This window comes from Serratia sp. OLAL2, assembly GCF_002752475.1.
In the GTDB taxonomy this organism is placed as follows: domain Bacteria; phylum Pseudomonadota; class Gammaproteobacteria; order Enterobacterales; family Enterobacteriaceae; genus Serratia; species Serratia bockelmannii.
In genome coordinates, this window is the sequence record NZ_MSTL01000020.1 from 22,105 (window position 1) to 47,429 (window position 25,325).

The 25,325-nt window shown below is 58.5% G+C and carries 23 protein-coding genes; 15 read left to right on the top strand and 8 right to left on the bottom strand.

From position 1 onward, the window contains the following. From atpA to BVU99_RS22085, 14 genes are all read left to right on the top strand, one after another. Positions 1–1,542: a F0F1 ATP synthase subunit alpha gene (gene atpA / locus BVU99_RS22020; RefSeq protein ID WP_099816900.1), complete on the top strand. Its 1,542-nt coding sequence runs from the start codon at positions 1–3 to the stop codon at positions 1,540–1,542. A gap of 59 nt (positions 1,543–1,601) precedes the next feature. Beyond that, positions 1,602–2,465 carry a F0F1 ATP synthase subunit gamma gene (gene atpG / locus BVU99_RS22025; RefSeq protein ID WP_004933811.1) on the top strand — a complete coding sequence of 288 codons (864 nt, stop codon included), beginning with the start codon at positions 1,602–1,604 and terminating at the stop codon, positions 2,463–2,465. Positions 2,466–2,497: 32 nt separating this feature from the next. Continuing rightward, complete coding sequence (gene atpD / locus BVU99_RS22030; RefSeq protein ID WP_004933813.1) at positions 2,498–3,880, top strand: F0F1 ATP synthase subunit beta; 1,383 nt, start codon at positions 2,498–2,500, stop codon at positions 3,878–3,880. A gap of 20 nt (positions 3,881–3,900) precedes the next feature. Continuing rightward, positions 3,901–4,320, top strand: coding sequence for a F0F1 ATP synthase subunit epsilon (locus BVU99_RS22035; RefSeq protein WP_004933814.1), 420 nt, complete (start codon positions 3,901–3,903; stop codon positions 4,318–4,320). Between the two features lie 290 nt (positions 4,321–4,610). Next, the gene (glmU, locus tag BVU99_RS22040; protein ID WP_099816901.1) at positions 4,611–5,984 is read left to right on the top strand and encodes a bifunctional UDP-N-acetylglucosamine diphosphorylase/glucosamine-1-phosphate N-acetyltransferase GlmU; all 1,374 of its coding nucleotides are present in this window, start codon (positions 4,611–4,613) and stop codon (positions 5,982–5,984) included. 153 nt (positions 5,985–6,137) lie between these two features. Next, entirely contained in the window at positions 6,138–7,967 is a 1,830-nt protein-coding gene (gene glmS / locus BVU99_RS22045) for a glutamine--fructose-6-phosphate transaminase (isomerizing) (protein ID WP_043140722.1), read from the top strand. 336 nt (positions 7,968–8,303) lie between these two features. Next, a complete protein-coding gene (gene pstS, locus BVU99_RS22050; protein WP_043140725.1) occupies positions 8,304–9,344 on the top strand; it encodes a phosphate ABC transporter substrate-binding protein PstS in 1,041 nt (346 codons plus the stop codon). A 91-nt stretch (positions 9,345–9,435) separates the two neighbouring features. Beyond that, entirely contained in the window at positions 9,436–10,392 is a 957-nt protein-coding gene (pstC, locus tag BVU99_RS22055) for a phosphate ABC transporter permease PstC (RefSeq protein WP_016929615.1), read from the top strand. Position 10,393: 1 nt separating this feature from the next. Next, complete coding sequence (gene pstA / locus BVU99_RS22060; RefSeq protein ID WP_025304746.1) at positions 10,394–11,284, top strand: phosphate ABC transporter permease PstA; 891 nt, start codon at positions 10,394–10,396, stop codon at positions 11,282–11,284. Positions 11,285–11,332: 48 nt separating this feature from the next. After that, positions 11,333–12,109, top strand: coding sequence for a phosphate ABC transporter ATP-binding protein PstB (gene pstB, locus BVU99_RS22065; RefSeq protein ID WP_004933831.1), 777 nt, complete (start codon positions 11,333–11,335; stop codon positions 12,107–12,109). A gap of 11 nt (positions 12,110–12,120) precedes the next feature. Further along, positions 12,121–12,855, top strand: coding sequence for a phosphate signaling complex protein PhoU (phoU, locus tag BVU99_RS22070; protein WP_033636521.1), 735 nt, complete (start codon positions 12,121–12,123; stop codon positions 12,853–12,855). A gap of 168 nt (positions 12,856–13,023) precedes the next feature. Further along, positions 13,024–13,863 carry an ABC transporter substrate-binding protein gene (locus tag BVU99_RS22075; protein ID WP_019455482.1) on the top strand — a complete coding sequence of 280 codons (840 nt, stop codon included), beginning with the start codon at positions 13,024–13,026 and terminating at the stop codon, positions 13,861–13,863. A gap of 81 nt (positions 13,864–13,944) precedes the next feature. Next, the gene (locus BVU99_RS22080; RefSeq protein WP_025304748.1) at positions 13,945–14,658 is read left to right on the top strand and encodes an amino acid ABC transporter permease; all 714 of its coding nucleotides are present in this window, start codon (positions 13,945–13,947) and stop codon (positions 14,656–14,658) included. 1 nt (position 14,659) lies between these two features. Continuing rightward, entirely contained in the window at positions 14,660–15,400 is a 741-nt protein-coding gene (locus BVU99_RS22085) for an amino acid ABC transporter permease (protein ID WP_099816902.1), read from the top strand. Here the strand turns inward: BVU99_RS22085 and yieH are convergent. Both yieH and BVU99_RS22095 read right to left on the bottom strand, forming a co-directional pair. Continuing rightward, positions 15,397–16,065, bottom strand: a complete 669-nt coding sequence (gene yieH, locus BVU99_RS22090; protein WP_025304749.1) for a 6-phosphogluconate phosphatase — start codon at positions 16,063–16,065, stop codon at positions 15,397–15,399. The two genes, BVU99_RS22085 and yieH, sit on opposite strands and share 4 nt — an antisense overlap. A gap of 46 nt (positions 16,066–16,111) precedes the next feature. After that, positions 16,112–16,516: an NUDIX domain-containing protein gene (locus tag BVU99_RS22095; RefSeq protein WP_016929609.1), complete on the bottom strand. Its 405-nt coding sequence runs from the start codon at positions 16,514–16,516 to the stop codon at positions 16,112–16,114. 232 nt (positions 16,517–16,748) lie between these two features. On the opposite strand from BVU99_RS22095, the gene BVU99_RS22100 reads away from it, so the two are divergent. Next, positions 16,749–18,086 (top strand): NCS2 family permease, encoded by a 1,338-nt coding sequence (locus BVU99_RS22100; RefSeq protein WP_004933851.1) that lies wholly within the window; start codon positions 16,749–16,751, stop codon positions 18,084–18,086. A gap of 34 nt (positions 18,087–18,120) precedes the next feature. Here BVU99_RS22100 and BVU99_RS22105 read toward each other — a convergent pair whose 3' ends face one another. The 6 genes from BVU99_RS22105 to yidC all read right to left on the bottom strand — a co-directional run bounded on the left by BVU99_RS22105 (position 18,121) and on the right by yidC (position 25,323). Beyond that, the gene (locus BVU99_RS22105; protein WP_025304751.1) at positions 18,121–19,173 is read right to left on the bottom strand and encodes a hypothetical protein; all 1,053 of its coding nucleotides are present in this window, start codon (positions 19,171–19,173) and stop codon (positions 18,121–18,123) included. Positions 19,174–19,250: 77 nt separating this feature from the next. Further along, the gene (locus BVU99_RS22110) at positions 19,251–19,817 is read right to left on the bottom strand and encodes an NADPH-dependent FMN reductase (protein ID WP_025304752.1); all 567 of its coding nucleotides are present in this window, start codon (positions 19,815–19,817) and stop codon (positions 19,251–19,253) included. Positions 19,818–19,978: 161 nt separating this feature from the next. After that, entirely contained in the window at positions 19,979–20,704 is a 726-nt protein-coding gene (locus BVU99_RS22115) for a 4'-phosphopantetheinyl transferase superfamily protein (RefSeq protein WP_025304753.1), read from the bottom strand. 95 nt (positions 20,705–20,799) lie between these two features. Beyond that, positions 20,800–22,113 carry a SidA/IucD/PvdA family monooxygenase gene (locus BVU99_RS22120; protein WP_099816903.1) on the bottom strand — a complete coding sequence of 438 codons (1,314 nt, stop codon included), beginning with the start codon at positions 22,111–22,113 and terminating at the stop codon, positions 20,800–20,802. A 111-nt stretch (positions 22,114–22,224) separates the two neighbouring features. Beyond that, entirely contained in the window at positions 22,225–23,589 is a 1,365-nt protein-coding gene (gene mnmE, locus BVU99_RS22125) for a tRNA uridine-5-carboxymethylaminomethyl(34) synthesis GTPase MnmE (RefSeq protein WP_025304755.1), read from the bottom strand. A 96-nt stretch (positions 23,590–23,685) separates the two neighbouring features. Next, positions 23,686–25,323, bottom strand: coding sequence for a membrane protein insertase YidC (yidC, locus tag BVU99_RS22130; protein ID WP_025304756.1), 1,638 nt, complete (start codon positions 25,321–25,323; stop codon positions 23,686–23,688). Positions 25,324–25,325: the final 2 nt, after the last annotated feature.

Here is a 25,325-nt window from a genome sequence, read left to right on the forward strand (position 1 = left end):
ATGCAACTGAATTCCACCGAAATCAGCGAACTGATCAAGCAGCGCATTGCTCAGTTCAATGTAGTGAGCGAAGCTCACAATGAAGGTACTATCGTTTCCGTCAGCGACGGGATCATCCGCGTACACGGCCTGGCCGAAGTTATGCAGGGCGAAATGATCGCGCTGCCTGGCAACCGTTACGCAATCGCATTGAACCTGGAGCGCGACTCCGTCGGTGCCGTGGTCATGGGTCCGTATTCGGATCTGGCCGAAGGCATGAAGGTTAAATGCACTGGCCGTATCCTGGAAGTTCCAGTCGGTCGTGGTCTGCTGGGCCGCGTAGTTAACACCTTGGGCGCACCTATCGACGGCAAAGGCCCGATTGAAAACGACGGCTTCTCTCCGGTAGAAGCTATCGCGCCAGGCGTTATCGAGCGTCAGTCCGTTGATCAGCCGGTTCAGACTGGCTACAAATCCGTTGACGCCATGATTCCAATCGGCCGTGGCCAGCGTGAGCTGGTGATCGGTGACCGTCAGACCGGTAAAACCGCGCTGGCGATCGATGCGATCATCAACCAACGCGACTCCGGCATCAAATGCGTTTACGTGGCTATCGGCCAGAAAGCGTCCACCATCGCTAACGTGGTGCGCAAACTGGAAGAGCACGGCGCACTGGCCAACACCATCGTGGTGGTGGCGACCGCTTCCGAATCCGCTGCACTGCAATACCTGGCGCCATACGCCGGTTGCGCAATGGGCGAATACTTCCGTGACCGCGGTGAAGATGCGCTGATCGTGTACGATGACCTGTCCAAACAGGCCGTTGCTTACCGCCAGATTTCCCTGCTGCTTCGTCGTCCGCCAGGTCGTGAAGCTTACCCAGGCGACGTATTCTACCTGCACTCCCGCTTGCTGGAGCGTGCAGCGCGCGTTAACGCCGAATACGTTGAAGCCTTCACCAAAGGTGAAGTTAAAGGCCAAACCGGTTCATTGACCGCTCTGCCGATCATTGAAACCCAGGCGGGTGACGTTTCCGCGTTCGTTCCGACCAACGTAATCTCGATTACCGATGGTCAGATCTTCCTGGAATCCAACCTGTTCAACTCCGGTATTCGTCCGGCAGTTAACCCGGGTATCTCCGTATCCCGTGTTGGTGGCGCCGCGCAGACCAAGATCATGAAGAAACTGTCCGGTGGTATCCGTACCGCGCTGGCGCAGTATCGTGAACTGGCTGCGTTCTCCCAGTTCGCCTCCGATCTGGACGACGCGACCCGCAAACAGCTGAGCCACGGTCAGAAAGTGACCGAGCTGCTGAAACAGAAACAGTATGCGCCGATGTCGGTCGCACAACAGTCTCTGGTGCTGTTTGCCGCAGAACGCGGTTACCTGAACGACGTCGAAGTCGCCAAAGTGGTGAGCTTCGAAGCCGCGCTGGTCGCCTATGCGGACCGCGAGCACGCCGAACTGCTGAACCACATAAACCAAACTGGCAACTTCAATGATGAGATCGAGGGCAAGTTGAAAGACATCCTCGAGACCTTCAAGAAAACCCAGTCCTGGTAACGCCGAACGGTCCTGCTGTTGAAAGACAGCAGGCCGTCTGGCACTGAGGAGAAGCAGAGATGGCCGGCGCAAAAGAGATACGTAGTAAGATCGCTAGCGTGCAAAACACGCAAAAGATCACTAAAGCGATGGAAATGGTCGCCGCCTCCAAAATGCGTAAATCGCAGGATCGCATGGCGGCCAGCCGTCCTTATGCAGAGACCATGCGCAAAGTGATTGGTCACCTTGCGTTAGGGAATCTGGAGTACAAGCACCCGTACCTGGATGAGCGTGACGTTAAGCGCGTCGGGTATCTGGTGGTGTCTACTGACCGTGGTCTCTGCGGCGGCTTGAACATCAACCTGTTCAAAAAGCTGCTGGCGGAGATGAAAGCCTGGTCCGAAAAAGGCGTCGAAACCGATTTGGCGCTGATTGGCTCTAAAGCGGCCTCTTTCTTTGGTTCCGTGGGCGGCAACGTGGTTGCCCAGGTGACCGGCATGGGGGACAAACCTTCCCTGTCGGATCTGATCGGGCCGGTGAAAGTGATGCTGCAGGCCTACGACGAAGGTCGTTTGGACAAGCTGTACATTGTCAGCAACAAATTTGTTAATACGATGTCCCAAGAGCCACAGGTGCTTCAGCTGCTGCCGTTACCGCCAGCCGATGACGAAGAGCTGAAGAAAACGCCTTGGGATTACCTGTATGAACCCGATCCAAAAGTGCTGCTTGATACCTTGCTGCGCCGCTATGTGGAGTCGCAGGTTTATCAGGGCGTCGTGGAAAACCTGGCCAGCGAGCAGGCCGCACGAATGGTCGCGATGAAAGCCGCAACCGATAACGGCGGTAGCCTGATCAAAGAGCTGCAGTTGGTATACAACAAGGCGCGTCAGGCCAGCATCACTCAGGAACTCACCGAGATCGTTTCGGGAGCCTCCGCGGTTTAAGCTAGGTTTACGAATTACGTAGAGGATTCAAGATGGCTACTGGAAAGATTATCCAGGTAATCGGCGCCGTGGTGGACGTCGAGTTCCCTCAGGATGCCGTACCAAAAGTGTACGATGCCCTTGAGGTAGAAAACGGCACCGAAAAACTGGTGTTGGAAGTTCAGCAACAGCTGGGCGGTGGCGTGGTTCGCTGTATCGCAATGGGGACCTCCGACGGTCTGCGTCGCGGTCTGAAAGTGAACAACCTGGACCACCCGATTGAAGTGCCGGTGGGTAAAGCTACCCTGGGCCGTATCATGAACGTATTGGGCCAACCGATCGACATGAAAGGCGACATCGGCGAAGAAGAGCGTTGGGCGATTCACCGCGCGGCGCCAAGCTACGAAGAGCTGTCCAGCTCCCAGGAACTGCTGGAAACCGGTATCAAGGTAATGGACCTGATTTGTCCGTTCGCCAAGGGCGGTAAAGTTGGTCTGTTCGGCGGTGCGGGCGTAGGTAAAACCGTAAACATGATGGAGCTGATCCGTAACATCGCGATCGAGCACTCCGGTTATTCCGTGTTTGCGGGCGTGGGCGAGCGTACTCGTGAGGGTAACGACTTCTACCACGAAATGACCGACTCCAACGTTCTGGACAAAGTATCCCTGGTTTACGGCCAGATGAACGAGCCACCAGGTAACCGTCTGCGCGTTGCGCTGACCGGTCTGACCATGGCGGAGAAATTCCGTGACGAAGGCCGTGACGTTCTGCTGTTCGTTGACAACATCTACCGTTACACCCTGGCCGGTACCGAAGTGTCCGCACTTCTGGGCCGTATGCCATCCGCGGTAGGTTATCAGCCAACGCTGGCGGAAGAGATGGGCGTTCTGCAAGAACGTATCACCTCGACCAAGACCGGTTCCATCACTTCCGTACAGGCCGTTTACGTTCCTGCGGATGACTTGACTGACCCGTCACCAGCCACCACCTTTGCGCACTTGGACGCAACCGTGGTACTGAGCCGTAACATCGCTTCTCTGGGTATCTACCCGGCCGTTGACCCGCTGGATTCTACCAGCCGTCAGCTGGATCCGCTGGTTGTTGGCCAGGAGCACTACGACGTAGCGCGTGGCGTGCAGTCCATTCTGCAACGCTACCAGGAACTGAAAGATATCATCGCGATCCTGGGTATGGACGAGCTGTCTGAAGAAGACAAACTGGTCGTATCCCGTGCGCGTAAGATCCAACGCTTCCTGTCTCAGCCGTTCTTCGTGGCAGAAGTCTTCACCGGTTCTCCGGGCAAGTTCGTATCGCTGAAAGACACCATCCGTGGTTTCAAAGGCATTATGGACGGCGACTATGACCACCTGCCGGAGCAGGCGTTCTACATGGTTGGCACCATTGAAGAAGCAGTGGAAAAAGCCAAGAAACTGTAACGCCTTGAGAGGAGGGTGATATGGCTATGACTTACCATCTGGATGTAGTCAGCGCGGAAAAACAGATGTTTTCCGGCCTGGTGCAGAAGATCCAGGTGACAGGCAGCGAAGGTGAACTGGGGATCTTCCCTGGCCATGCGCCGCTGCTGACTGCCATCAAGCCTGGCATGGTGCGTATTGTTAAGCAGCACGGTGAAGAAGAGTTCATCTACCTGTCCGGCGGCATCCTCGAGGTGCAGCCGAGCGTGGTTACCGTGCTGGCGGACACTGCTATCCGTGGTACTGACCTCGACGAAGCGAGAGCGTTGGAAGCTAAGCGTAAAGCTGAAGAACACATTCGCAGCTCTCATGGCGATGTCGACTATGCTCAGGCATCCGCTGAACTGGCGAAAGCGATCGCAAAACTGCGCGTTATCGAGCTCACCAGAAAAGCGATGTAATGTTTGGGTGCTCTGCACCCAACTTTAAGAAAGCGGCCTATAGGGTCGCTTTTTTTTTACTTTAAAATAAGCATTTCAGCCCGGCGAACAGAGTGGTGTATAACCCCTGATATCAGGAAAGAAACGTCGCCGAACGCCGACAGTTTTTTCGTCCTGAAGCCGAATCGGCCATGATGGCGGCAGGCCAAGAGCCGCACGGCCTGCACCGGGTTCGTGATGAGAAATATGTAGTAATATCGTCGCTAAACGGTTTTACTTTCGTCTATCAAAATGGAGTTATCAGGTTGCTTATGTCGAACAGCGCAATGAGCGTGGTCATCCTCGCCGCGGGCAAGGGTACGCGCATGTATTCCGATCTTCCCAAAGTGTTGCATCCGTTGGCCGGTAAGCCGATGGTGCAGCACGTCATTGATGCCGCGATGAAACTGGGCGCGCAACATGTTCACCTGGTATACGGCCACGGCGGCGATTTGTTGAAAAGCACGCTGACGGACGGCGCGCTGAACTGGGTGCTGCAGGCGGAGCAATTGGGCACCGGCCATGCAATGCAGCAGGCGGCGCCGCATTTTGCCGACGATGAAGACGTGCTGATGCTGTACGGTGACGTGCCTTTGATTTCCGTGGATACGCTGCAACGCCTGATTGCGGCCAAGCCGCAGGGCGGCATCGGTCTGCTGACGGTGAAACTGGACGATCCGAGCGGTTACGGCCGCATCGTGCGCGAGCAGGGCAACGTGGTGAGCATCGTTGAACACAAGGACGCCAGCGAGGCACAGCGTCAGATTAATGAGATCAATACCGGCATCCTGGTGGCGAACGGGCGCGATCTGAAGCGCTGGCTGGGGATGCTGAACAACGACAACGCACAGGGCGAGTTTTACATCACCGATATCATTGCGTTGGCCCATGCAGACGGCAAGAAAATCGAGGCTGTACACCCGTCGCGCCTGAGTGAAGTGGAAGGTGTGAACAACCGCCTGCAACTGGCGACCCTGGAACGCGTATTCCAGTCGGAACAGTCTGAAAAGCTGCTGTTGGCCGGCGTGATGCTGCTGGATCCGGCGCGTTTCGATTTGCGCGGGGAACTTGTTCACGGCCGCGACATCACTATTGATGCGAATGTGATTATCGAAGGTCACGTCAAGTTGGGCGATCGGGTGAAAATCGGCGCCGGCTGCGTGCTGAAAAACTGCGTGATCGGTAATGATTGCGAGATCAGTCCTTACAGCGTGCTGGAAGACAGCGTGCTGGAAGTCGGCTGCACCGTGGGGCCATTTGCCCGCCTGCGCCCAGGCGCGGAGCTGGCGGCAGGGGCCCACGTCGGCAACTTCGTGGAAATGAAAAAGGCGCGTCTGGGCAAAGGCTCCAAGGCCGGCCACCTCAGCTACCTGGGCGATGCCGAAATCGGCGATGACGTGAATATCGGCGCCGGCACCATCACCTGTAACTACGATGGCGCCAACAAGCACAAGACGCTGATCGGCGATGGGGTGTTCGTCGGTTCCGATACTCAGCTGGTGGCGCCGGTATCGGTCGGCAAAGGCTCCACCATCGCCGCAGGCACCACGGTGACGCGCGATATTGCCGAGAACGAATTGGTGCTGAGCCGCGTCAAGCAGGTGCACATTCAGGGCTGGCAACGTCCGGTGAAGAAGAAGTCATAGTGTGTTTTGCGTTGGGCTCTGTTCACGAGCCCAATACAAAACATAATAACCCCCACCATCTACAGGCTCGGGGGACGCACGGTAAAAACCGGCAAAAATCAGGTCAAAGGCATCGAAAGCGCCCATGAAGGGCGTTCATTAGGAATATAACTGATGTGTGGAATTGTAGGCGCAGTAGCGCAACGTGATATCGCAGAAATCCTGTTGGAAGGTTTACGTCGTCTTGAGTACCGCGGTTATGACTCCGCCGGTCTGGCGGTGGTCGATGAAAAAGGCAACGTCAGTCGCCTGCGTCGCGTAGGCAAGGTACAAAAACTGGCCGAAGCGGCGGAGCAAACCGATCTGCACGGCGGTACCGGTATCGCTCACACCCGCTGGGCAACGCACGGTGAACCGACCGAAGCGAACGCGCACCCGCATGTTTCCGACTACATTACCGTGGTGCATAACGGCATCATCGAAAACCACGAACCGCTGCGCGAGCTGCTGATCGAACGTGGTTACCGTTTCAGCTCCGAAACCGACACCGAAGTGATCGCGCACCTGGTGCACTGGGAACAGTTGCAGGGCGGTACGCTGCTGGAAGTGGTTCAGCGCGTGATCCCACAGCTGCGCGGCGCTTACGGCACCGTGGTGATGGACAGCCGCGATCCGAGCGTATTGGTCGCGGCGCGCTCCGGCAGCCCGCTGGTTATCGGCCGCGGCGTTGGGGAAAACTTCATCGCCTCCGATCAGCTGGCGCTGCTGCCGGTCACCCGCCGCTTCATCTTCCTGGAAGAAGGCGACGTGGTGGAAGTGACTCGCCGCACCGTCAACATCTTCGACAAGCAGGGCAACGCCATCGAGCGTCCTGAGATCGAATCCCAGGTGCAGTATGACGCCGGCGACAAGGGCGCTTACCGTCACTACATGCAAAAAGAGATCTACGAACAGCCGCTGGCGCTGAAAAACACCCTGGAAGGGCGTTTCAGCCATGGCCAAATCAACCTGAGCGAGCTGGGCCCGCACGCCGACGAGCTGCTGGCCAAGGTGCAACACGTGCAGATCATCGCCTGTGGGACTTCTTACCACTCCGGGATGGTGGCGCGCTACTGGTTTGAAGCGTTGGCCGGCGTGCCGTGCGACGTCGAGATCGCGTCCGAATTCCGTTACCGCAAATCGGCGGTGCGTCCGGGCAGCCTGATCATCACCCTGTCGCAGTCCGGCGAAACCGCCGACACGTTAGCGGCGCTGCGCCTGTCCAAAGAGCTGGGTTATCTTGGTTCGCTGGCCGTTTGTAACGTTGCGGGCTCTTCGCTGGTGCGTGAATCCGATCTGGCGTTGATGACCAAAGCGGGCACGGAAATCGGCGTAGCCTCGACCAAAGCCTTCACCACCCAGCTTACCGTGCTGTTGATGCTGGTGGCGCGCCTGGGCCGCCTGAAAGGCATGGCGGAAAGCGTGGAGCAGGAGATCGTGCACGGCCTGCAGGCGCTGCCGGCGCGTATCGAGCAGATGCTGTCGATGGATAAAGAGATCGAAGCGCTGGCGGAAGGCTTCTCCGACAAGCACCATGCGCTGTTCCTCGGCCGCGGCGATCAGTATCCGATCGCCATGGAAGGGGCGCTGAAGCTGAAAGAGATCTCCTATATTCACGCCGAAGCTTATGCGGCGGGCGAGTTGAAACACGGCCCGCTGGCGCTGATCGACGCCGATATGCCGGTGATCGTGGTGGCGCCAAACAACGAACTGCTGGAAAAGCTGAAGTCCAACATTGAAGAAGTGCGCGCGCGCGGCGGCCAGCTGTACGTGTTCGCCGATCAGGACGCCGGCTTTGTCAGCAGCGAAGGCATGACCATCATTCCTCTGCCGCACGTCGAGGAAATCGTCGCGCCGATCTTCTACACCGTGCCGTTGCAGCTGCTGTCTTACCACGTGGCGCTGATCAAAGGCACCGACGTTGACCAGCCACGCAACCTGGCGAAGTCTGTCACCGTAGAGTAATTTGCCGCAGGTAAACTGCAAAAGCCGGCCTTCGCGCCGGCTTTTTTCATGAGTGGCCTTAAAGATGACAGCGCGACCGATTCGGCGATAAACGTTGTCATATTCAAGCGGATAGGCCGCGCCAAAACGGTTTTTTTATTGCTTGGCAAATGTGCTGTTTCACAACTAACTTTTTGATTTATAGATAAAACAATACCCATCAAACGCACTGTAATATAACTGTCATATTGCGTACATTTTTCTGTCACCAAACTGTCCTATTTTCCCTCCTGCAGCAATACTTACTCTGATTAAAACGACTCGAAGTCGATTTTAAGTATCCCATTAGGAGGGATTATGAAACTGATGCGTACCACCGTCGCCAGTATTGTGGCAGCGACCTTCTCCCTGACCGCCGTGTCCGCGTTCGCTGCTGCCAGCCTGACCGGTGCAGGTGCGACATTCCCCGCTCCGGTTTACGCCAAGTGGGCAGATTCTTATCAGAAAGAAACCGGCAACAAAGTTAACTATCAGGGCATCGGCTCCTCTGGCGGCGTGAAGCAAATCGTGGCCAACACCGTTGACTTTGGCGCTTCCGATGCTCCGCTGTCTGACGACAAACTGGCGGCCGATGGCCTGTTCCAGTTCCCGACCGTGATCGGCGGCGTGGTACTGGCGGTGAATATCCCGGGCATCAAATCCGGCGAACTGACGCTGGACGGTAAAACCCTGGGCGATATCTACCTGGGCAACGTCAAAAAGTGGAACGATCCGGCTATCACCAAGCTGAACCCTGGCGTGAAACTGCCTGACCAGAATATCGCCGTAGTGCGCCGCGCCGACGGTTCCGGCACCTCGTTCGTGTTTACCAGCTACCTGTCCAAGGCCAACGCGCAGTGGAAAGAGAAGATTGGCGCCGGTTCTACCGTTAACTGGCCGACCGGTCTGGGCGGCAAAGGCAACGACGGCATCGCCGCCTTCGTTCAGCGTCTGCCTGGCTCTATCGGCTACGTAGAATACGCTTACGCCAAACAGAACAACCTGGCTTACACCAAGCTGGTATCCGCCGACGGCAAACCGGTTAGCCCGACCGAAGAGAGCTTCAGCAACGCGGCCAAAGGCGTGGATTGGAGCAAGACCTTCGCTCAGGATCTGACTGACCAGAAAGGCGACAACGTGTGGCCAATCACCTCCACCACCTTCATTTTGGTGCACAAAGAGCAGAAAAACCCTGCTCAGGGTGCCGAAGTGCTGAAGTTCTTCGACTGGGCTTATAAAACCGGCGCCAAGCAGGCGAACGAGCTGGATTACGCCACCCTGCCGACAGAAGTGGTTGAGCAGGTGCGCGCGGCCTGGAAAACCAACGTAAAAGACAGTTCAGGTAAAGCGCTGTACTAACAACGCAGGGGCGCGGGTTCGCCGCGCCCCACACAGTTCTTCAGGCTCCGATCCCGGTTGGGGCTGCCAGGGTTCAAACAGAGAGTAATCTATGGCTGAGTACAAGCCGACCATCAAAGCACCGGGCAAAAACGGTGACATCATTTTCAGCGCGCTGGTGAGACTGGCTGCGCTGATTACCCTATTGTTGCTGGGCGGCATCATCGTTTCGCTGATCTTCGCCTCCTGGCCAAGCATGCAGAAATTCGGCTTCGCCTTCCTGTGGACCAAAGAGTGGGACGCACCGGCGGAGCAGTTCGGCGCGCTGGTGCCGATCTACGGTACCGTGGTCACCTCGCTCATCGCGCTGATCATCGCCGTGCCGGTGAGTTTCGGCATCGCGCTGTTCCTGACCGAACTGGCGCCGAACTGGTTGAAGCGGCCGCTGGGCATCGCCATTGAGCTGCTGGCGGCCATCCCAAGCATCGTCTACGGCATGTGGGGCCTGTTTGTGTTCGCCCCGCTGTTCGCCGAATACTTCCAGACGCCAGTGGGCGACGTGCTGTCAGGCATTCCTATCGTCGGCGAGCTGTTCTCCGGCCCGGCCTTCGGCATCGGTATCCTGGCCGCCGGGGTGATCCTGGCGATCATGATCATTCCTTACATCGCTGCGGTGATGCGCGACGTGTTCGAACAGACGCCGGTAATGATGAAAGAGTCGGCCTACGGCATCGGCTGCACCACTTGGGAAGTCATCTGGCGCATCGTGCTGCCGTTCACCAAAAACGGCGTCATCGGCGGCGTGATGCTGGGCCTGGGCCGTGCGCTGGGGGAAACCATGGCGGTGACCTTTATCATCGGCAACACCTACCAGCTCGACAGCGCTTCGCTGTATATGCCGGGCAACAGCATCACCTCGGCGCTGGCCAACGAATTCGCCGAAGCTGAGTCCGGCGTGCACACTGCCGCGTTGATGGAGCTGGGCCTGATTCTGTTTGTTATCACCTTTATCGTGCTGGCGCTGTCGAAACTGATGATCATGCGTCTGGCCAAGAATGAGGGGCGTTAACATGGCGACGATGGATATGCAAAACGCAGTCGTTCTGGCGGAAAGCCGCCGCAAAATGCAGGCCTGGCGCCGGCAGAAAAACCGCCTCGCGCTGTTCCTGTCGATGGCGACCATGGCGTTCGGGTTGTTCTGGCTGATCTGGATCCTGATCGCCACCGTCACCAAAGGCTTCGACGGCATGTCGCTGGCGCTGTTCACCGAGATGACCCCGCCGCCGAATACCGCAGGCGGCGGCTTGGCCAACGCTATCGCCGGCAGCGGCCTGTTGATCCTGTGGGCGACCCTTTTCGGTACGCCGCTGGGCATCATGGCCGGCATCTACCTGGCGGAATACGGCCGTAAATCCTGGCTGGCGGAAGTGATCCGCTTTATCAACGACATTCTTTTGTCCGCACCGTCGATCGTGGTGGGCCTGTTCGTTTACACCATCGTGGTGGCGAAGATGGAACACTTCTCCGGCTGGGCCGGCATCGTGGCGCTGGCGCTGCTGCAGGTGCCGATCGTCATTCGTACCACCGAGAACATGCTGAAACTGGTACCGGATACGCTGCGCGAGGCCGCTTATGCCCTGGGTACGCCGAAATGGCGCATGATTTCCGCCATCACGCTGAAGGCGTCGGTGTCCGGCATCATCACCGGCGTGCTGCTGGCGATTGCACGCATCGCGGGGGAAACCGCACCGCTGCTGTTCACTTCGCTGTCGAACCAGTTCTGGAGCACCGACCTGATGCAGCCGATCGCCAACCTGCCGGTGACCATCTTCAAATTCGCCATGAGCCCGTTCGCCGAATGGCAACAGCTGGCCTGGGCCGGGGTGCTGTTGATCACCCTGTGCGTACTGTTACTGAATATCCTGGCGCGCGTGGTTTTCGCCAAGAAAAAGCATTCATAAAACTTTGAGCGCCGCTTTGGCGGCGCTGATGAAAAGAGAGAAGTCTTGATGAGTATGGTTACTGACGCTTCCAGCAGCAAAATTCAGGTACGCGATCTGAACTTCTACTATGGCAAATTCCATGCGCTGAAGAACATCACGCTGGATATCGCCAAGAACAAGGTCACCGCGTTTATCGGCCCGTCCGGCTGCGGCAAATCTACCCTGCTGCGCACCTTCAACAAGATGTACCAGCTGTACCCGGAACAGCGTGCGGAAGGCGGCATCCTGCTGGACGGCCAGAACATCCTGACCGACAACTCGGATATCGCGCTGCTGCGTGCCAAGGTCGGCATGGTGTTCCAGAAGCCGACGCCGTTCCCGATGTCGATTTACGACAACATCGCCTTCGGCGTTCGCCTGTTTGAAAAGCTGTCGCGCGCCGATATGGACGAGCGCGTGCAGTGGGCGCTGACCAAGGCGGCGCTGTGGAATGAAACCAAGGACAAGCTGCACCAGAGCGGCTACAGCCTCTCCGGCGGCCAGCAGCAGCGTTTGTGCATCGCCCGCGGCATCGCCATTCGTCCGGAAGTGTTGTTGCTTGATGAGCCTTGCTCGGCGCTGGATCCGATCTCCACCGGCAAGATTGAAGAGCTGATCAGCGAGCTGAAGGCTGATTACACCGTGGTGATCGTGACGCACAACATGCAGCAGGCGGCGCGCTGCTCCGACTCTACCGCATTTATGTATCTGGGCGAGCTGATCGAGTTCAGTGATACTGATAACCTGTTCACTGCGCCGCAGAAAAAGCAGACTGAAGACTACATCACTGGCCGTTATGGTTGATAGGAAGCATCATGGATAACCTGAATTTAAACAAACACATTTCCGGCCAGTTCAACGCAGAGCTCGAGCATATCCGCACCCAGGTGCTGACCATGGGCGGGCTGGTGGAGCAGCAGCTGACCGACGCCATCACCGCGATGCACAATCAGGATGGCGAGCTGGCCAAGCGCGTGATCGAAGGCGACGCCAAGGTCAACATGATGGAAGTGGCGATCGATGAAGCCTGCGTGCGCATTATCGCCAAGCGCCAGCCGACCGCCAGCGATCTGCGTCTGGTGATGGCGATCATCAAAACCATTTCCGAGCTGGAGCGCATCGGCGACGTGGCGGACAAGATCTGCCGCACCGCGCTGGAGAAGTTCTCGCACCAGCACCAGCCGCTGCTGGTCAGCCTGGAGTCGCTGGGGCGCCACACCGTGCAGATGCTGCACGACGTGCTGGACGCCTTCGCGCGCATGGATCTGGACGAGGCGATCCGTATTTACCGGGAAGATAAAAAAGTCGACCAGGAATACGAAGGCATCGTGCGTCAGCTGATGACCTACATGATGGAAGATTCGCGCACCATTCCGAGCGTGCTGACCGCGCTGTTCTGCGCCCGTTCTATCGAGCGTATCGGCGACCGCTGCCAGAACATCTGCGAATTTATCTTCTATTTCGTCAAAGGGCAGGATTTCCGTCATTTGGGTGGCGATGCCCTGGAAAAGCTGCTCTCCCCGGGCGGTAAAGACGACAAAGCCGACTAACCCTTTCCGGGTAATATCCTTCAAAGGCGCGGTTTCCCGCGCCTTTATTCCATCTTAAGAGCGTAAAGATAAAAAGGTTATAAATATAGCTTTTTATATTATTTCCTGACCTATGTGGCGCTTGCTAGCTTATCCGCCAGCAGGACATCAACCACTTAGGAGCTTTCTATGAAACATCGCGCTTTGGCCTTAACGTTGTTAGCCAGTCTGACCGGCCTCGCCGCCGGTGCCGCGCACGCGGACAAACTTGACGATATCAAGCAAGCCGGCGTGGTGCGCATCGCGGTGTTCGACAGCAACCCGCCGTTCGGCTACATCGATCCGCAGAGCAAGAAGCTGGTGGGCTACGATGTGGATGTCGCCGACGCGATCGGCAAAGCGCTGGGGGTGAAAGTGGAGCTGCGCGCCACCAACCCGGCCAACCGCATTCCGCTGCTGGTGTCGAAGAAGGTTGACCTGATTGCCGCCAACTTCACCATTACCGACGAGCGCGCCAAGGAAGTGAACTTCAGCGTGCCGTACTTCGCCACTGGCCAGAAATTCATCGCCCGCAAAGGCGTGTTGAAAACGCCGGAAGACATCAAGAAGCTGCGCATCGGCGCGGATAAGGGCACGGTGCAGGAAATCACCCTGCGCGAGCGTTTCCCGACGGCGAAAGTGATCTCCTACGATGATACCCCGCTGGCGTTCGTGGCGCTGCGTAACGGCAACGTGCAGGCGATCACTCAGGACGACGCCAAGCTGGTCGGCCTGCTCGGCAACCTGCCGGCGGCGCAAAAGGCGGAGTTTGAAATTTCGCCGTTCAGCCTGACCAAAGAGTATCAGGGCGTCGGCATTCCCAAGGGTGAAGATCGCCTGACCGCCGCGGTGAACGAGACGCTGATCAAGCTGGAAAAAGACGGCGAAGCGGTTAAGATTTACGATCGCTGGTTCGGGCCGGAAACCCAATCCGCTCAACCGCGCGGCGATTTCAAAATCGCGCCTTTGGATCAGCAACCAAAAGCCTGACTTAACCGCTTGCGGTGAGATAGGCACGGAGGGGCGCAGCTTGCTGCGCCCCTGATGCATTCTGCAAGACAAGGATTGAACATGAACCTGGACTGGCTGCTGGCGCCGCAATACCTGAGCTGGCTGTGGCACGGCTTTCTGCTGACGCTGTGGCTTTCCGCCTGCGCGGGCCTGGCGGCCACGTTGCTGGGCTTTGTGCTGGCGGCGATGCGCGACAGCAGCCTGCGGCCGTTGCGTTGGCTGGCGATGGGGTACAGCTCGCTGTTTCGCAATACGCCGCTGCTGGTGCAGCTGTTCTTCTGGTACTTCGCCGCCGGGCAGATCCTGCCGTCCGCCGCCATGCAGTGGCTGAACAGCTCACATCAGGTCGGCCCGCTTGAGTGGCCGTCGTTCGAGTTTCTCGCCGGTTTCTTTGGCCTGACGCTCTACTCCACCGCCTTTATCGCCGAAGAGATCCGCTCCGGCATTCGCGGCGTCGCCGGCGGGCAGAAATATGCCGCTCAGGCGCTGGGACTGACCGGCTGGCAGGCGATGCGCTACGTGGTGTTGCCGCAGGCGCTGAAAATCGCGCTGCCGCCGCTGCTGGGGCAATACATGAACGTGATCAAGAACTCGTCGCTGACCATGGCGATCGGCGTTGCCGAACTCTCTTACGCCTCGCGTCAGGTCGAAACCGAAACCCTGCGCACCTTCCAGGCGTTCGGCGTGGCGACGGTGCTGTATATCGCCATCATCGCGCTGCTGGAAGGTTGGGGCATGTGGCGACAACAGCGTAAACCGCTGGGAGGACATTGAGATGGATTTCAGCGTGATTCACGACAACCTGGGTTACCTGCTGTGGGGCACCTGGCCGGACGGGCCGCTGGGTGGCGCGGCGCTGACGTTGGCGATCAGCCTGATGGCCGGCGTGGCCTCGGCGGTGCTCGGCACCTTACTCGGCGTGGCGCTGGCGATGTCACGCGTCGTCGCCGCCGGGCTGCTGGCGGCGGTGTTGGGCTTTTTCCGCGCCATTCCGGTCATCATGCTGATCTTCTGGACCTATTTCCTGCTGCCGATGGTGTTTGGCGTCGAGATCCCGGAAATCACTACCGTGGTGTGCGCGCTGGCGCTGATCGCCTCGGCCTATCTGGCCCATGCAGTGAAGGCCGGCATCGCCGCGATCGGCCCCGGCCAGTGGCAGGCTGGGCTTTCTCTGGGGCTGACGCGTTGGCAGACGCTGCGCATGATCGTGCTGCCGCAGGCGCTGCGCATGATGGTGCCGTCGTTCATCAACCAGTGGATCTCCCTGATCAAGGACACCTCGCTGGCTTATATCGTCGGCGTTGGCGAACTGACCTTCCTGGCGACCCAGGTCAACAACCGCAGCATGGTCTATCCAATGGAAGTGTTCCTGTTCGTGGCGCTGGTCTACTTCGTGTTCTGCCTGGCGCTCGATCTGCTGGCCAACGCGGTCAACCGCCGCTTCGGCGCGCAAACCCGCGCGCTGAAACGGTCCTGGCGCTGGTGGCGCAACAAGCCGCCGTTGCCGGCCAGTTAATCGGCCGTGAGCCGCCAGCCGCGTTCGCGCCACAGCGCGGGCAGTTGGGCCAGGTCGTCAAACGTGGTCACCAGCGGGTGGTCAATCGGCGGGTTATGCGGATCGGCGCAGAAGTAAAAGACCGGGATGCCGGCATGGATGCCGGCCTGCGCGCCGGCGGGCGAATCGTCCACCAGGATGCAGCGCGTCACCGGCACCTGCATCTGTTCGGCGGCGTGAAACACGATCGCCGGATCCGGCTTCCAGCGCTGAATGTCATAGCCGCTGAATAACCGGTCATCAAAATAAGGCAGCATGCCGGTTAGGCCGAGCGAATGCTGCATCTTGCTGACCGGCCCGTTGGAGACGGTGCAGACAGGCACCGTTATCTGCGCCAGCAGCTCACGGGCGCCGGCAATCTGTTGCAGTTCGCTGTCGAACAACCGCGCCACTTCCTGCCGATACAGCGGCTCCAGTGTCTCTTTGGCCAGGTCAGTGCCCTGCTCGGCGTTGACCCGATCGATGATCTCGTACAGCTTCACCCCTTTGTATTTCTTGAATACCTCTTCCAGCGACAGATGAATGCCGTAGTGGGCGAACATGTGCACATAGGCTTTGCTGCACAGCACTTCGCTGTCTACCAGCGTGCCATCGCAGTCGAACAAAATGCAGTCAATCTGATTCATGCGGGACAGGTTCCTTCGGGTTAACGCCGCTGAGGCCGCTCAGCGATCACTTGATCAGGTTACGCGCCTTGAGATCGTGCAAAATCAGCGCGGCGACGTGTGAGCACTGCGGCAGATCGCGACTGTCGCACCACTTCAGCTCGGCGATTTCGGCGGCCGGCTGCAGCTGCCCGGTAAAGTCGGCCTGGTAGCAGCGAATGCGCACCTGGGTGCCGTCCTGCTTGCCGTCCGCCGGGCCGGTGAATTCGCCGTAAAACGCGATGGATTGCGACAGCAGCGCAACGGTCAGCTCTTCGTCGATTTCGCGGCACAGCGCCTGTTCGTCGGTTTCGCCCGCTTCGCGCTTTCCGCCCGGCATATAAAACAGCGTCTTATTGTGTGAGCGCACCAGCGCCACTTTGTCATCTTTCAGCGCGATCAACGCCAGCTTATCGATAAAGGTCGAAGACATGCGGATTCCTGTTTTTAACGGATAGGGATAGAGGGGCGATAGGCCATTTTATCGGCCGTGCCGGCAAACGGCAACGCAGTGGGCGGCAAGGGGGATGAATGCCTGTAAATACAAGCCGTTGACGCGTTTAGCCGTAAAGACGGCGAAAAAAACCTGTGACCGACATCAAAAGCCCCACTTTTTGTTATAGGATAGCCGGCGACTGTCCATTCCCATTTTCGGAATTCTGATAATGACCAAACCAGTATCTGGCCTTGACGCTGAGCAAGGCTTGCTTGGGCGCGTGTTTAAACTCAAGCAACATGGCACGACGGCGCGTACGGAAACGATTGCCGGTATCACCACCTTTCTCACCATGGTGTATATCGTGTTCGTTAACCCGCAAATTTTGGGCGCGGCGGGCATGGATACCCAGGCGGTATTTGTCACCACCTGTTTGATCGCCGCCTTCGGCAGCATCTTTATGGGCCTGCTGGCGAACCTGCCGGTGGCGCTGGCGCCGGCGATGGGCCTGAACGCCTTCTTCGCCTTCGTGGTGGTCGGCGCGATGGGCATCTCCTGGCAGGTGGGCATGGGCGCCATCTTCTGGGGGGCGGTCGGCCTGCTGTTGCTGACCATTTTCCGCATTCGCTATTGGATGATCGCTAACATTCCGGTCAGCCTGCGGGTCGGCATTACCAGCGGCATCGGTCTGTTCATCGGCATGATGGGGCTGAAAAACGCCGGCATCGTGGTGGCTAACCCGGACACGCTGGTGACCATCGGCAGCCTGACCTCGCACAACGTGCTGCTGGGGGCGCTCGGCTTCTTCATCATCGCCGTGCTCTCTTCGCGTAACTTCCACGCGGCGGTGCTGGTGTCGATCGTGGTCACCACCCTGATCGGCTGGATGCTGGGCGACGTGAAATACGGTGGCCTGTTCTCCCTGCCGCCGAGTATCACCTCGGTGGTGGGCCAGGTCGACGTGGCCGGCGCACTGAACATCGGGCTGGCCGGGGTTATCTTCTCGTTTATGCTGGTGAACCTGTTCGACTCTTCCGGCACCCTGATCGGCGTTACCGATAAAGCCGGCCTGACCGACAACCAGGGCAAATTCCCGCGTATGAAGCAGGCGTTGTACGTTGACAGCATCAGCTCAGTGGCCGGTTCGCTGGCGGGTACCTCTTCCGTGACCGCTTACATCGAAAGCTCGTCCGGCGTCGCCGTCGGCGGCCGCACCGGTTTGACGGCGGTGGTCACTGGCCTGCTGTTCCTGCTGGTGATCTTCCTGTCGCCGTTGGCGGGTATGGTGCCGGCTTACGCTGCCGCCGGCGCGCTGATCTATGTCGGTGTACTGATGACCTCCAGCCTGGCGCGGGTGAAGTGGGACGATCTGACCGAAGCGGTACCGGCATTTGTCACCGCGGTGATGATGCCGTTCAGTTTCTCGATCACCGAAGGTATCGCGCTCGGCTTTATCTCCTACTGCGTGATGAAGCTCGGCACCGGCCGCTGGCGTGAAATCAGCCCGTGCGTGGTGGTGGTGGCGCTGCTGTTCGTACTGAAAATCGTCTTTGTCGACGGCCATTGACAGCCAAAGGGCCGACGTCTGTCGGCCCTGAACGCTAGACTCCCGGCGTCGCGTCCGGCGCCTGGTCCAACACCCACTGCAACGGCCGCCTGAAGCGCGCCTGCCAACTGCCGGCGGCATCCTCGCCCTGGGCGAAGTGCAGCGTCTCTACCTGGTTATCCTCTCCAAACAGATTGGCGAAGTGCAACGCCAGCGCCTGCTCGCTGAAGTTCTGCCGATCGTAATACGCCATCACGATTTTCTTTTGCGCCGCCAGCGACTGCTGGGCCGGCTTGATCTCCCCGTTGGGGGCGATCAGGAGCGCGCCGGCGTAAAACTGCGGGTACTTCGCGATCAGGTTGGCGGCGTGCAGTGCACCCTGGCCGCGGGCGCTGAGGTAAATCCGTTGGGTATTCAGCTTTAGCTGCGGAGCCAGCTGTTGCAGCGTACGCTGAATGGCGGTTTGGGTGCTCTCATCGCTGTAATTCGACCAGCGGAAGCTGTTTTCCGACAGCATCTGCGTGCCGTTGATCTCGATGTAGGCTACGCCCATTTCGCCGAACAGCAGCCGTTCTTCGGGGCTGATAGCGGCGGCTTTGCCGTAGGTATGCAGGAAGATCACCGTTGGCCAGCCTTCGGGCGGCGCTTCGCCGTCCGGCATCGCGTAGCTGGCTTTGCCTTCATAGCGGCGAGCGTGCTGCAGATAGCGCGCTTTGGTGGCGGCCAAAATGGATTGGTAGGTGGCGGAATGTTGAATGCTGTTGAAGGCGTCGTCCTCCAGCAGGTTGTAGTAGTACCACAGGCCGCGGTCGGCGCTCAGCTGCAGGTAGCGTTCCGCCAGCTCGGTTTGCCCTTTCTCTGCCGACGACACCGCCAACTGGTAGGGCGCCCAGACATTGCGGCCGTCTTCGCGCATCAGCGTCAGGTACAGCGACATGGCGCCCAGCTTTTTGTCTTCCTGGTTTTGCGCGGATCGCGACAGCTGGGCGTTGAGCGCACTGTGTGCCGGCAGCTCCAGCGGTTCTTCACCGGCGGGATAACGCATGTCTGCGGCGAAAGCGGGACTGGTGATGGAAACAAAAAATAACGCTAAAATGAAAAAATACATGATGCTATGGCTTTAATTTTCAATGAATTGACGGACTTCATGTCCTGTTGCGGCGCCCGGTGGGCGCCGCGAGACGGTCACTCCACGCGGCGAATAAAATCGCTGAACGCGGACAGCTGGCCGGTCAGGAAGTCCAGCGTTCCCTGATCGCTCAGTTCACCGGCCTGTTCATCGACCTTGCTCTGGATCACGCCGCCCATAAACTCAGGCTTGTTCATTACCATCGCATCGAGGAATACCAGGATCTGGCGCAGATGGTATTGGCAGCGCGCGCCGCCGATCGGCCCCATCGAGCTGGTTTGAATGGCGACCGGCTTGCCGGCCAGCGGCTGATTCGGCAAGCGAGACAGCCAGTCGATGGCGTTCTTCAACCCGCCGGGCACGGAATAGTTATATTCAGGGGTGACGATGATCACGCCGTCGGCCTGGCGGATCTGTTCGGCGATCGCCTCGACAGCGGCAGGGAAGCCTTCACCCTGTTGCATGTCGGCGTCGTACAGTGGGATATCGCGGATGGATGGTAGCGCTTCAATGGTGACGCCCTGCGGAGCCAGCCCTGGCAGGGCGCGGGCTACCATGGCGTTGTAAGAGCCTTTACGCAGGCTGCCGAGCAGAGTGACGATTTTTAAGGCTTGGTCTGACATGATGATTCTCCCTTTCGAATGAGCAGATTCAGCGTACAACATGGGCGAATAGTAGGCTAAAGCGCGGGTCGAGAATAGGCGATTGCTCAACATTTAGCTGTCTTTACAATTTAATCCAGCGACTCGAGCGGTAAAGACAGCGTTATCCGCTTTGCGCCGCGTTAACCGGGCGTCTTCAGGCCCGTCAGTTTAACGAAGCGCGAGGACGCCGCCGGGCTGCGCGGTGAGATTTCCCCGTCTTTGTGCAGTCCACCGCGCTCTTCGTAGCGCCAGCACAGCAGGCGATCCAGCCCAGGGCTGCCGGCGCAGGCCCAGCTCAGGTATTCGTCGGCGTCGCTCATCACCTGAACGTCCGGCGTGGCACTGGAGCGCAGGTGGCCGGAGAAGGGATGCAGACGCAGCGTAGACTGGCCGCTGTTACCGAGGCCGGAAATTTTCAGCACGCTTTGCCGGATGCTCCACAGCTGAGTTTCTGCCTCCAGCCGATCGTCCTGCGCACCGATCCAGGCACTTTCCGCCGGTGTCTGATGCGCGTGTTGCAGCGCGCTTTGCCGGGTGCCGCGCGCCCGCATCACTTCGATATCCAGTCCGACCTTGCCCTCGTCGCTAAGCAGTACACCCACGGTGTTGCTGGCGTAGGCGAGGCTAAAATCGGGCAGCTGATGATCGGCGAAACAGGGGCGGCCGGTCGGCGTGGTGGCTATAGGGGGGAGCGTCGGCAAGCCGTATAGGTAGAACATCATTTCGGCGAGCAGAATGCGCCCTTGCAGGTAGCGCGTGCGGCGCTTAACGGAAAAGGTGCGGGTGGCGGCTATCACTTCGTCGGAGAGTCTCTGGGTATCCAGGACAGCGGAGGCCGGGGTCCATCGGGCAAAATGACACGCCATTGTTCACTCCATGACAGAGGGTCGCTAAGAACGCAGGGGTGTTAGATTAAGACTAAGTTGAGGATTTATCATCAAAAAACACTATGCGGATTATCCTATTTATTAACGATGGAAGAGGTATCGTCCGACGCGGCATCGCTCCACCATTGGATCATTGATGCGTTCGGTGCCAAATCAAAGTATGGCTTGCCCAGCAAGTGATTGAGGATGCGCGCTGAACGCCAGGCCATCAGGCTCAGTCCGCCTTCTGCGCTGCCGTGGCTGTGTATCCCGGCATTTACCGCATAAATTCGATTTTGCTCCGGCCCGAGCCATTCAAGATTAAAATTCGGCAGCAGCGGTAGATGCTGCTTCGAATCGAGCGGGATGCGCGGCACCAAGGGTTTCAGGTACGCGGGCAGAGAGGCGCGATAACCGGTGGCGAGAATGACGATATCAGCCCTGAAACTTTCCCGGCGATTTTCCAGACCGTGAAGCGTGCGCAGGTGAAAAGCCTCATCCATTGATTCGACGGTCAGTAGAGTACGATGGGGCAGTAAACGCACATTGCGTGTCTGGCGCATCACGTCAAAACGCATATAAAGCTCACGGTACAAGGTTCGCAGCGTATGATTGCTGATGCCGTCTGCCGGCAATTTCTGTGTTTTGATTTCACGTGCGCGGATCTCGGCCGGCAGCGTATAGAAATAGTCGACGTATTCAGGAGTGAAATATTCGTTGGTGAAGGGGGAGTCGTCCAGCGGCTGAAAATTGGGACGACGCGAGAGCCAATCCAGCTGTGCCGGCTCGCCCCAGTGTCCCTGCAACGCGTTCAAAAAAACATCGGCGCCGCTTTGGCCGCCGCCCACCACCATAACTCGCTTGCCGCTGAAGTCTGGATTGCGCAGGGCTATTTCGGCGGCATGCATGCAGTTTTCACCCAGCGCCGGGTAAAATGCTTCCGGCAACCAAGGGTCATGTCCGGTACCCAGACAGATATTTTTCGCCCACAGGGTCTGGTTGTGGGTACATACCTTGAACAAACCTTTTTCATCGTCGAAATCAATACGCTCTACGGACTGTGAAAACTGTAGCCCGTCTAACCTTTCGCAGGCCCAACTCAGGTAGTCGGAAAATTCTTCCCGGCTGATAATTTGCTGCTCGGTGATTAAAAAACGATAAATTTTTTTCTGTTCGACCAAGTAATTAATAAATGAAAATTGGCTGCGTGGGCTGACGGCGGTAACCAGATCCTGAAGTACATAGGTTTGCATATAAGCTGAGGGTAGCAGCATACCGGGATGCCAACGGAAGCTGGCGTTACGATCGAGAAAGGTATAATTGACGGCGCCGCTTTCGGCGGCCAGAGCGGCCAGACTGAGATTGAAAGGCCCCAATCCCACGCCGATCAAGTCTAAAGGTTCGTTCATGTAAGCTTATCTCTCACGCAGCAAAATTGATGAGATAAGCTTAGGTGAGTTTTGATGCCGCCGGGAGAAGTAACATGCGGGCGCCGAGTAGGATACGGCGCTCGCAGTCGATTATTTCCCGATACAGAAGCTTGAGAAGATACGGCCCAGCAGATCGTCGGAGGTGAATTCGCCGGTGATTTCACTCAGGGCCAGCTGCGCCTGGCGCAGTTCCTCGGCCAGCAGCTCCCCCGCGTAAGCGCTCACTAACTGTTCTTTACCCTGCACCAGGTGCTGTGCCGCCAATTCCAGCGCCTGCAGGTGGCGACGGCGCGCCAGGAAGCCGCCTTCCATATTGCTGGTGAAGCCCATGCTCTGTTTAAGATGATCGCGCAGCACATCGACGCCTTCGCCGGTGCGGGCCGACAGGCGAATAAGTGAGTGGTTATTCACTTCTGTCAGACCCAGCGTTTCACCGGTGATGTCGGCCTTGTTGCGTACCACGGTAATCGGCAGCGTGCCTGGCAGGCGCGCCATAAACTCCGGCCAGATCGCCGCCGGCTCGGTGGCGGCGGTGGTGGTGCCGTCAACCATAAACAGTACCCTGTCGGCCTGTTCGATCTCGTTCCACGCACGTTCGATGCCGATACGCTCTACTTCGTCGCTGGCATCGCGCAGGCCGGCGGTGTCGATGATGTGCAGCGGCATGCCATCGATATGGATATGTTCGCGCAAGACGTCGCGGGTGGTGCCGGCGATATCGGTCACGATCGCCGCCTCGCGCCCGGCCAACGCATTGAGCAGGCTCGATTTACCTGCGTTGGGGCGCCCGGCGATCACCACCTTCATCCCTTCGCGCAGCAGGCTGCCCTGGCGCGCTTCGCCGCGCACGTTGTCCAGATCCGCCATTACGTCGTTGAGCTGCGCCTCGATTTTACCGTCGGACAGGAAGTCGATTTCTTCGTCCGGGAAGTCGATCGCCGCTTCCACGTAGATTCGCAGGTGAGTGAGCGCTTCCACGAGCTGGTGGATGCGGGTGGAAAACGCGCCCTGCAGCGAGTTCATCGCCGAACGTGCCGCCTGCTCGGAGCTGGCGTCGATCAAATCGGCAATCGCTTCGGCCTGCGCCAAATCGAGTTTGTCGTTGAGAAATGCGCGCTCGGAGAACTCGCCGGGCCGTGCGATGCGCACGTCAGGGAGCGCCAGCACACGCTTGAGCAACAGATCGAGGATCACCGGCCCGCCGTGGCCCTGCAGTTCCAGCACGTCTTCGCCGGTAAAGGAGTTCGGCCCCGGGAACCACAGCGCGATGCCCTGATCGAGGGTGGCGCCCGTGGCGTCGCGGAACGGCAGATAGTCAGCGTAGCGCGGCTTCGGCAGCTTGCCGAGCAACGCCTGGGCGACGTCTTTGGCCTTGCTTCCGGAAATGCGCAGAATGCCGACGCCGCCGCGTCCCGGCGGGGTGGCTTGGGCAACGATGGTATCGGTGGTGCTCATAACGGTTCTCTCTGACGATTAAGATGCAAAAAGGCGGTCTAATGACCGCCTTTGGGGTGACTGCAAGGGTCGGCGCGCCGAACCCCTACAATACGCTTAGCTTTTTTTCTTGTCGCGGCTGTGCAGACCGCGTTTTTCCAGACCACGGTAAATCAGCTGCTGCTGCAGGATGGTCACCAGGTTACTGACGATGTAATACAGCACCAGACCGGACGGGAACCACAGGAAGAACACTGTGAAGATCACCGGCATGAAGGTCATGATTTTCTGCTGCATCGGGTCAGTCACGGTGGTTGGCGACATCTTCTGAATGAAGAACATCGTCACGCCCATCAGGATTGGCAGGATGTAGTACGGGTCTTGCGCCGACAGGTCATGGATCCACAGGGCGAACGGCGCGTGGCGCAGCTCGACCGAGCCCATCAGCATGTAGTACAGCGCCAGGAAGATCGGCATCTGAATGATCAGCGGCAGGCAGCCGCCGAGCGGGTTCACTTTCTCCGACTTGTACAGCGCCATCATCTCTTGGCTCATGCGCTGTTTGTCATCGCCGATGCGCTCGCGCATCGCCTGCAGCTTCGGCTGCAGCATGCGCATTTTCGCCATCGAGGTGTACTGCGCCTTGGTCAGCGGGTACATGATGCCGCGCACGATGAAGGTGATGATGATGATGGAGAAGCCCCAGTTACCGATAAAGCCGTGGATGAACTTCAGCAGTTTGAACAGCGGCTGGGAGATGAACCACAGCCAGCCGTAATCCACGGTCAGGTCCAGGTGCGGCGCCAACTGGGCCATCTGGTCCTGCAGCTCCGGGCCGACCCACAGGGTCGCGTTCAGCTGCTGCTGAGCGCCAGGCTGCACCACGACCGGGGTAGATTTGAAGCCGATGGTGGACAGGTTGTCACCCGGTTTGGCGGTGTAGAAGGTGTTGTCACCCTTGGTCGCCGGTACCCACGCGGTGGCGAAGTACTGCTGCAGCATGGCGACCCAACCGTCTTTGGTGGTGACGCTCAGGTTTTCGTCTTTGTCGAACGCGTATTTCTGGTACTTGTCCTCGCTGGACGAGTACGCCGCGCCGCGGAAGGTGTGCAGCGCGAAGTTGCTGCTGCCGGTGTCGCGGTGCTTAGGCAATTCGGTGGTCTGCTTCAGCTGGCCGAACAGGGTCAGCTCCAGCGGCGTCGCGCCTTTGTTGTCGATGCTGTAATCCACGCCGACCGCATAGTGATTGCGTTTGAGCACGAAGGTCTTGGTGTAGATCGCGCCGTCTTTATCGGTGTAGGTCAGCGGGATGCGCAGCTCGTCCTGGCCTTCCGGCAGGGTGTAGCTGTCCTGCGCCGCCTGATACAGCGGGCGCTCGCCGTTGGCCGGGTTGTCCGGGCCGTTTTTACCGGTCAGGCCGCTTTGTGCCTGATAGACGAACGACGGAGTGGTTTCCAGCAGTTGGAACGGAGTCGATGAACCCAGGGTATCCGGGTAGGCCAACAGTTTAGCCTGCTCGATATCGCCACCACGGGTGTTGATGGTCAGTGACAGCACGTCGGTGTTCACGGTAATCAGCTTACCCTGACCACTGGCTGGCACGGCCTGGCTGGCGGCATCACCGGCTACTGCGTTCGAAGTCTGTTGCGTGGTCTGTGCGGCCGGCTGCGGAGCATTGTCCGTTTGCCATGCCTGCCAGATCATGAAAGACACGAACAGCAGAGCGATGAGGAGAAGATTGCGTTGCGAATCCATCG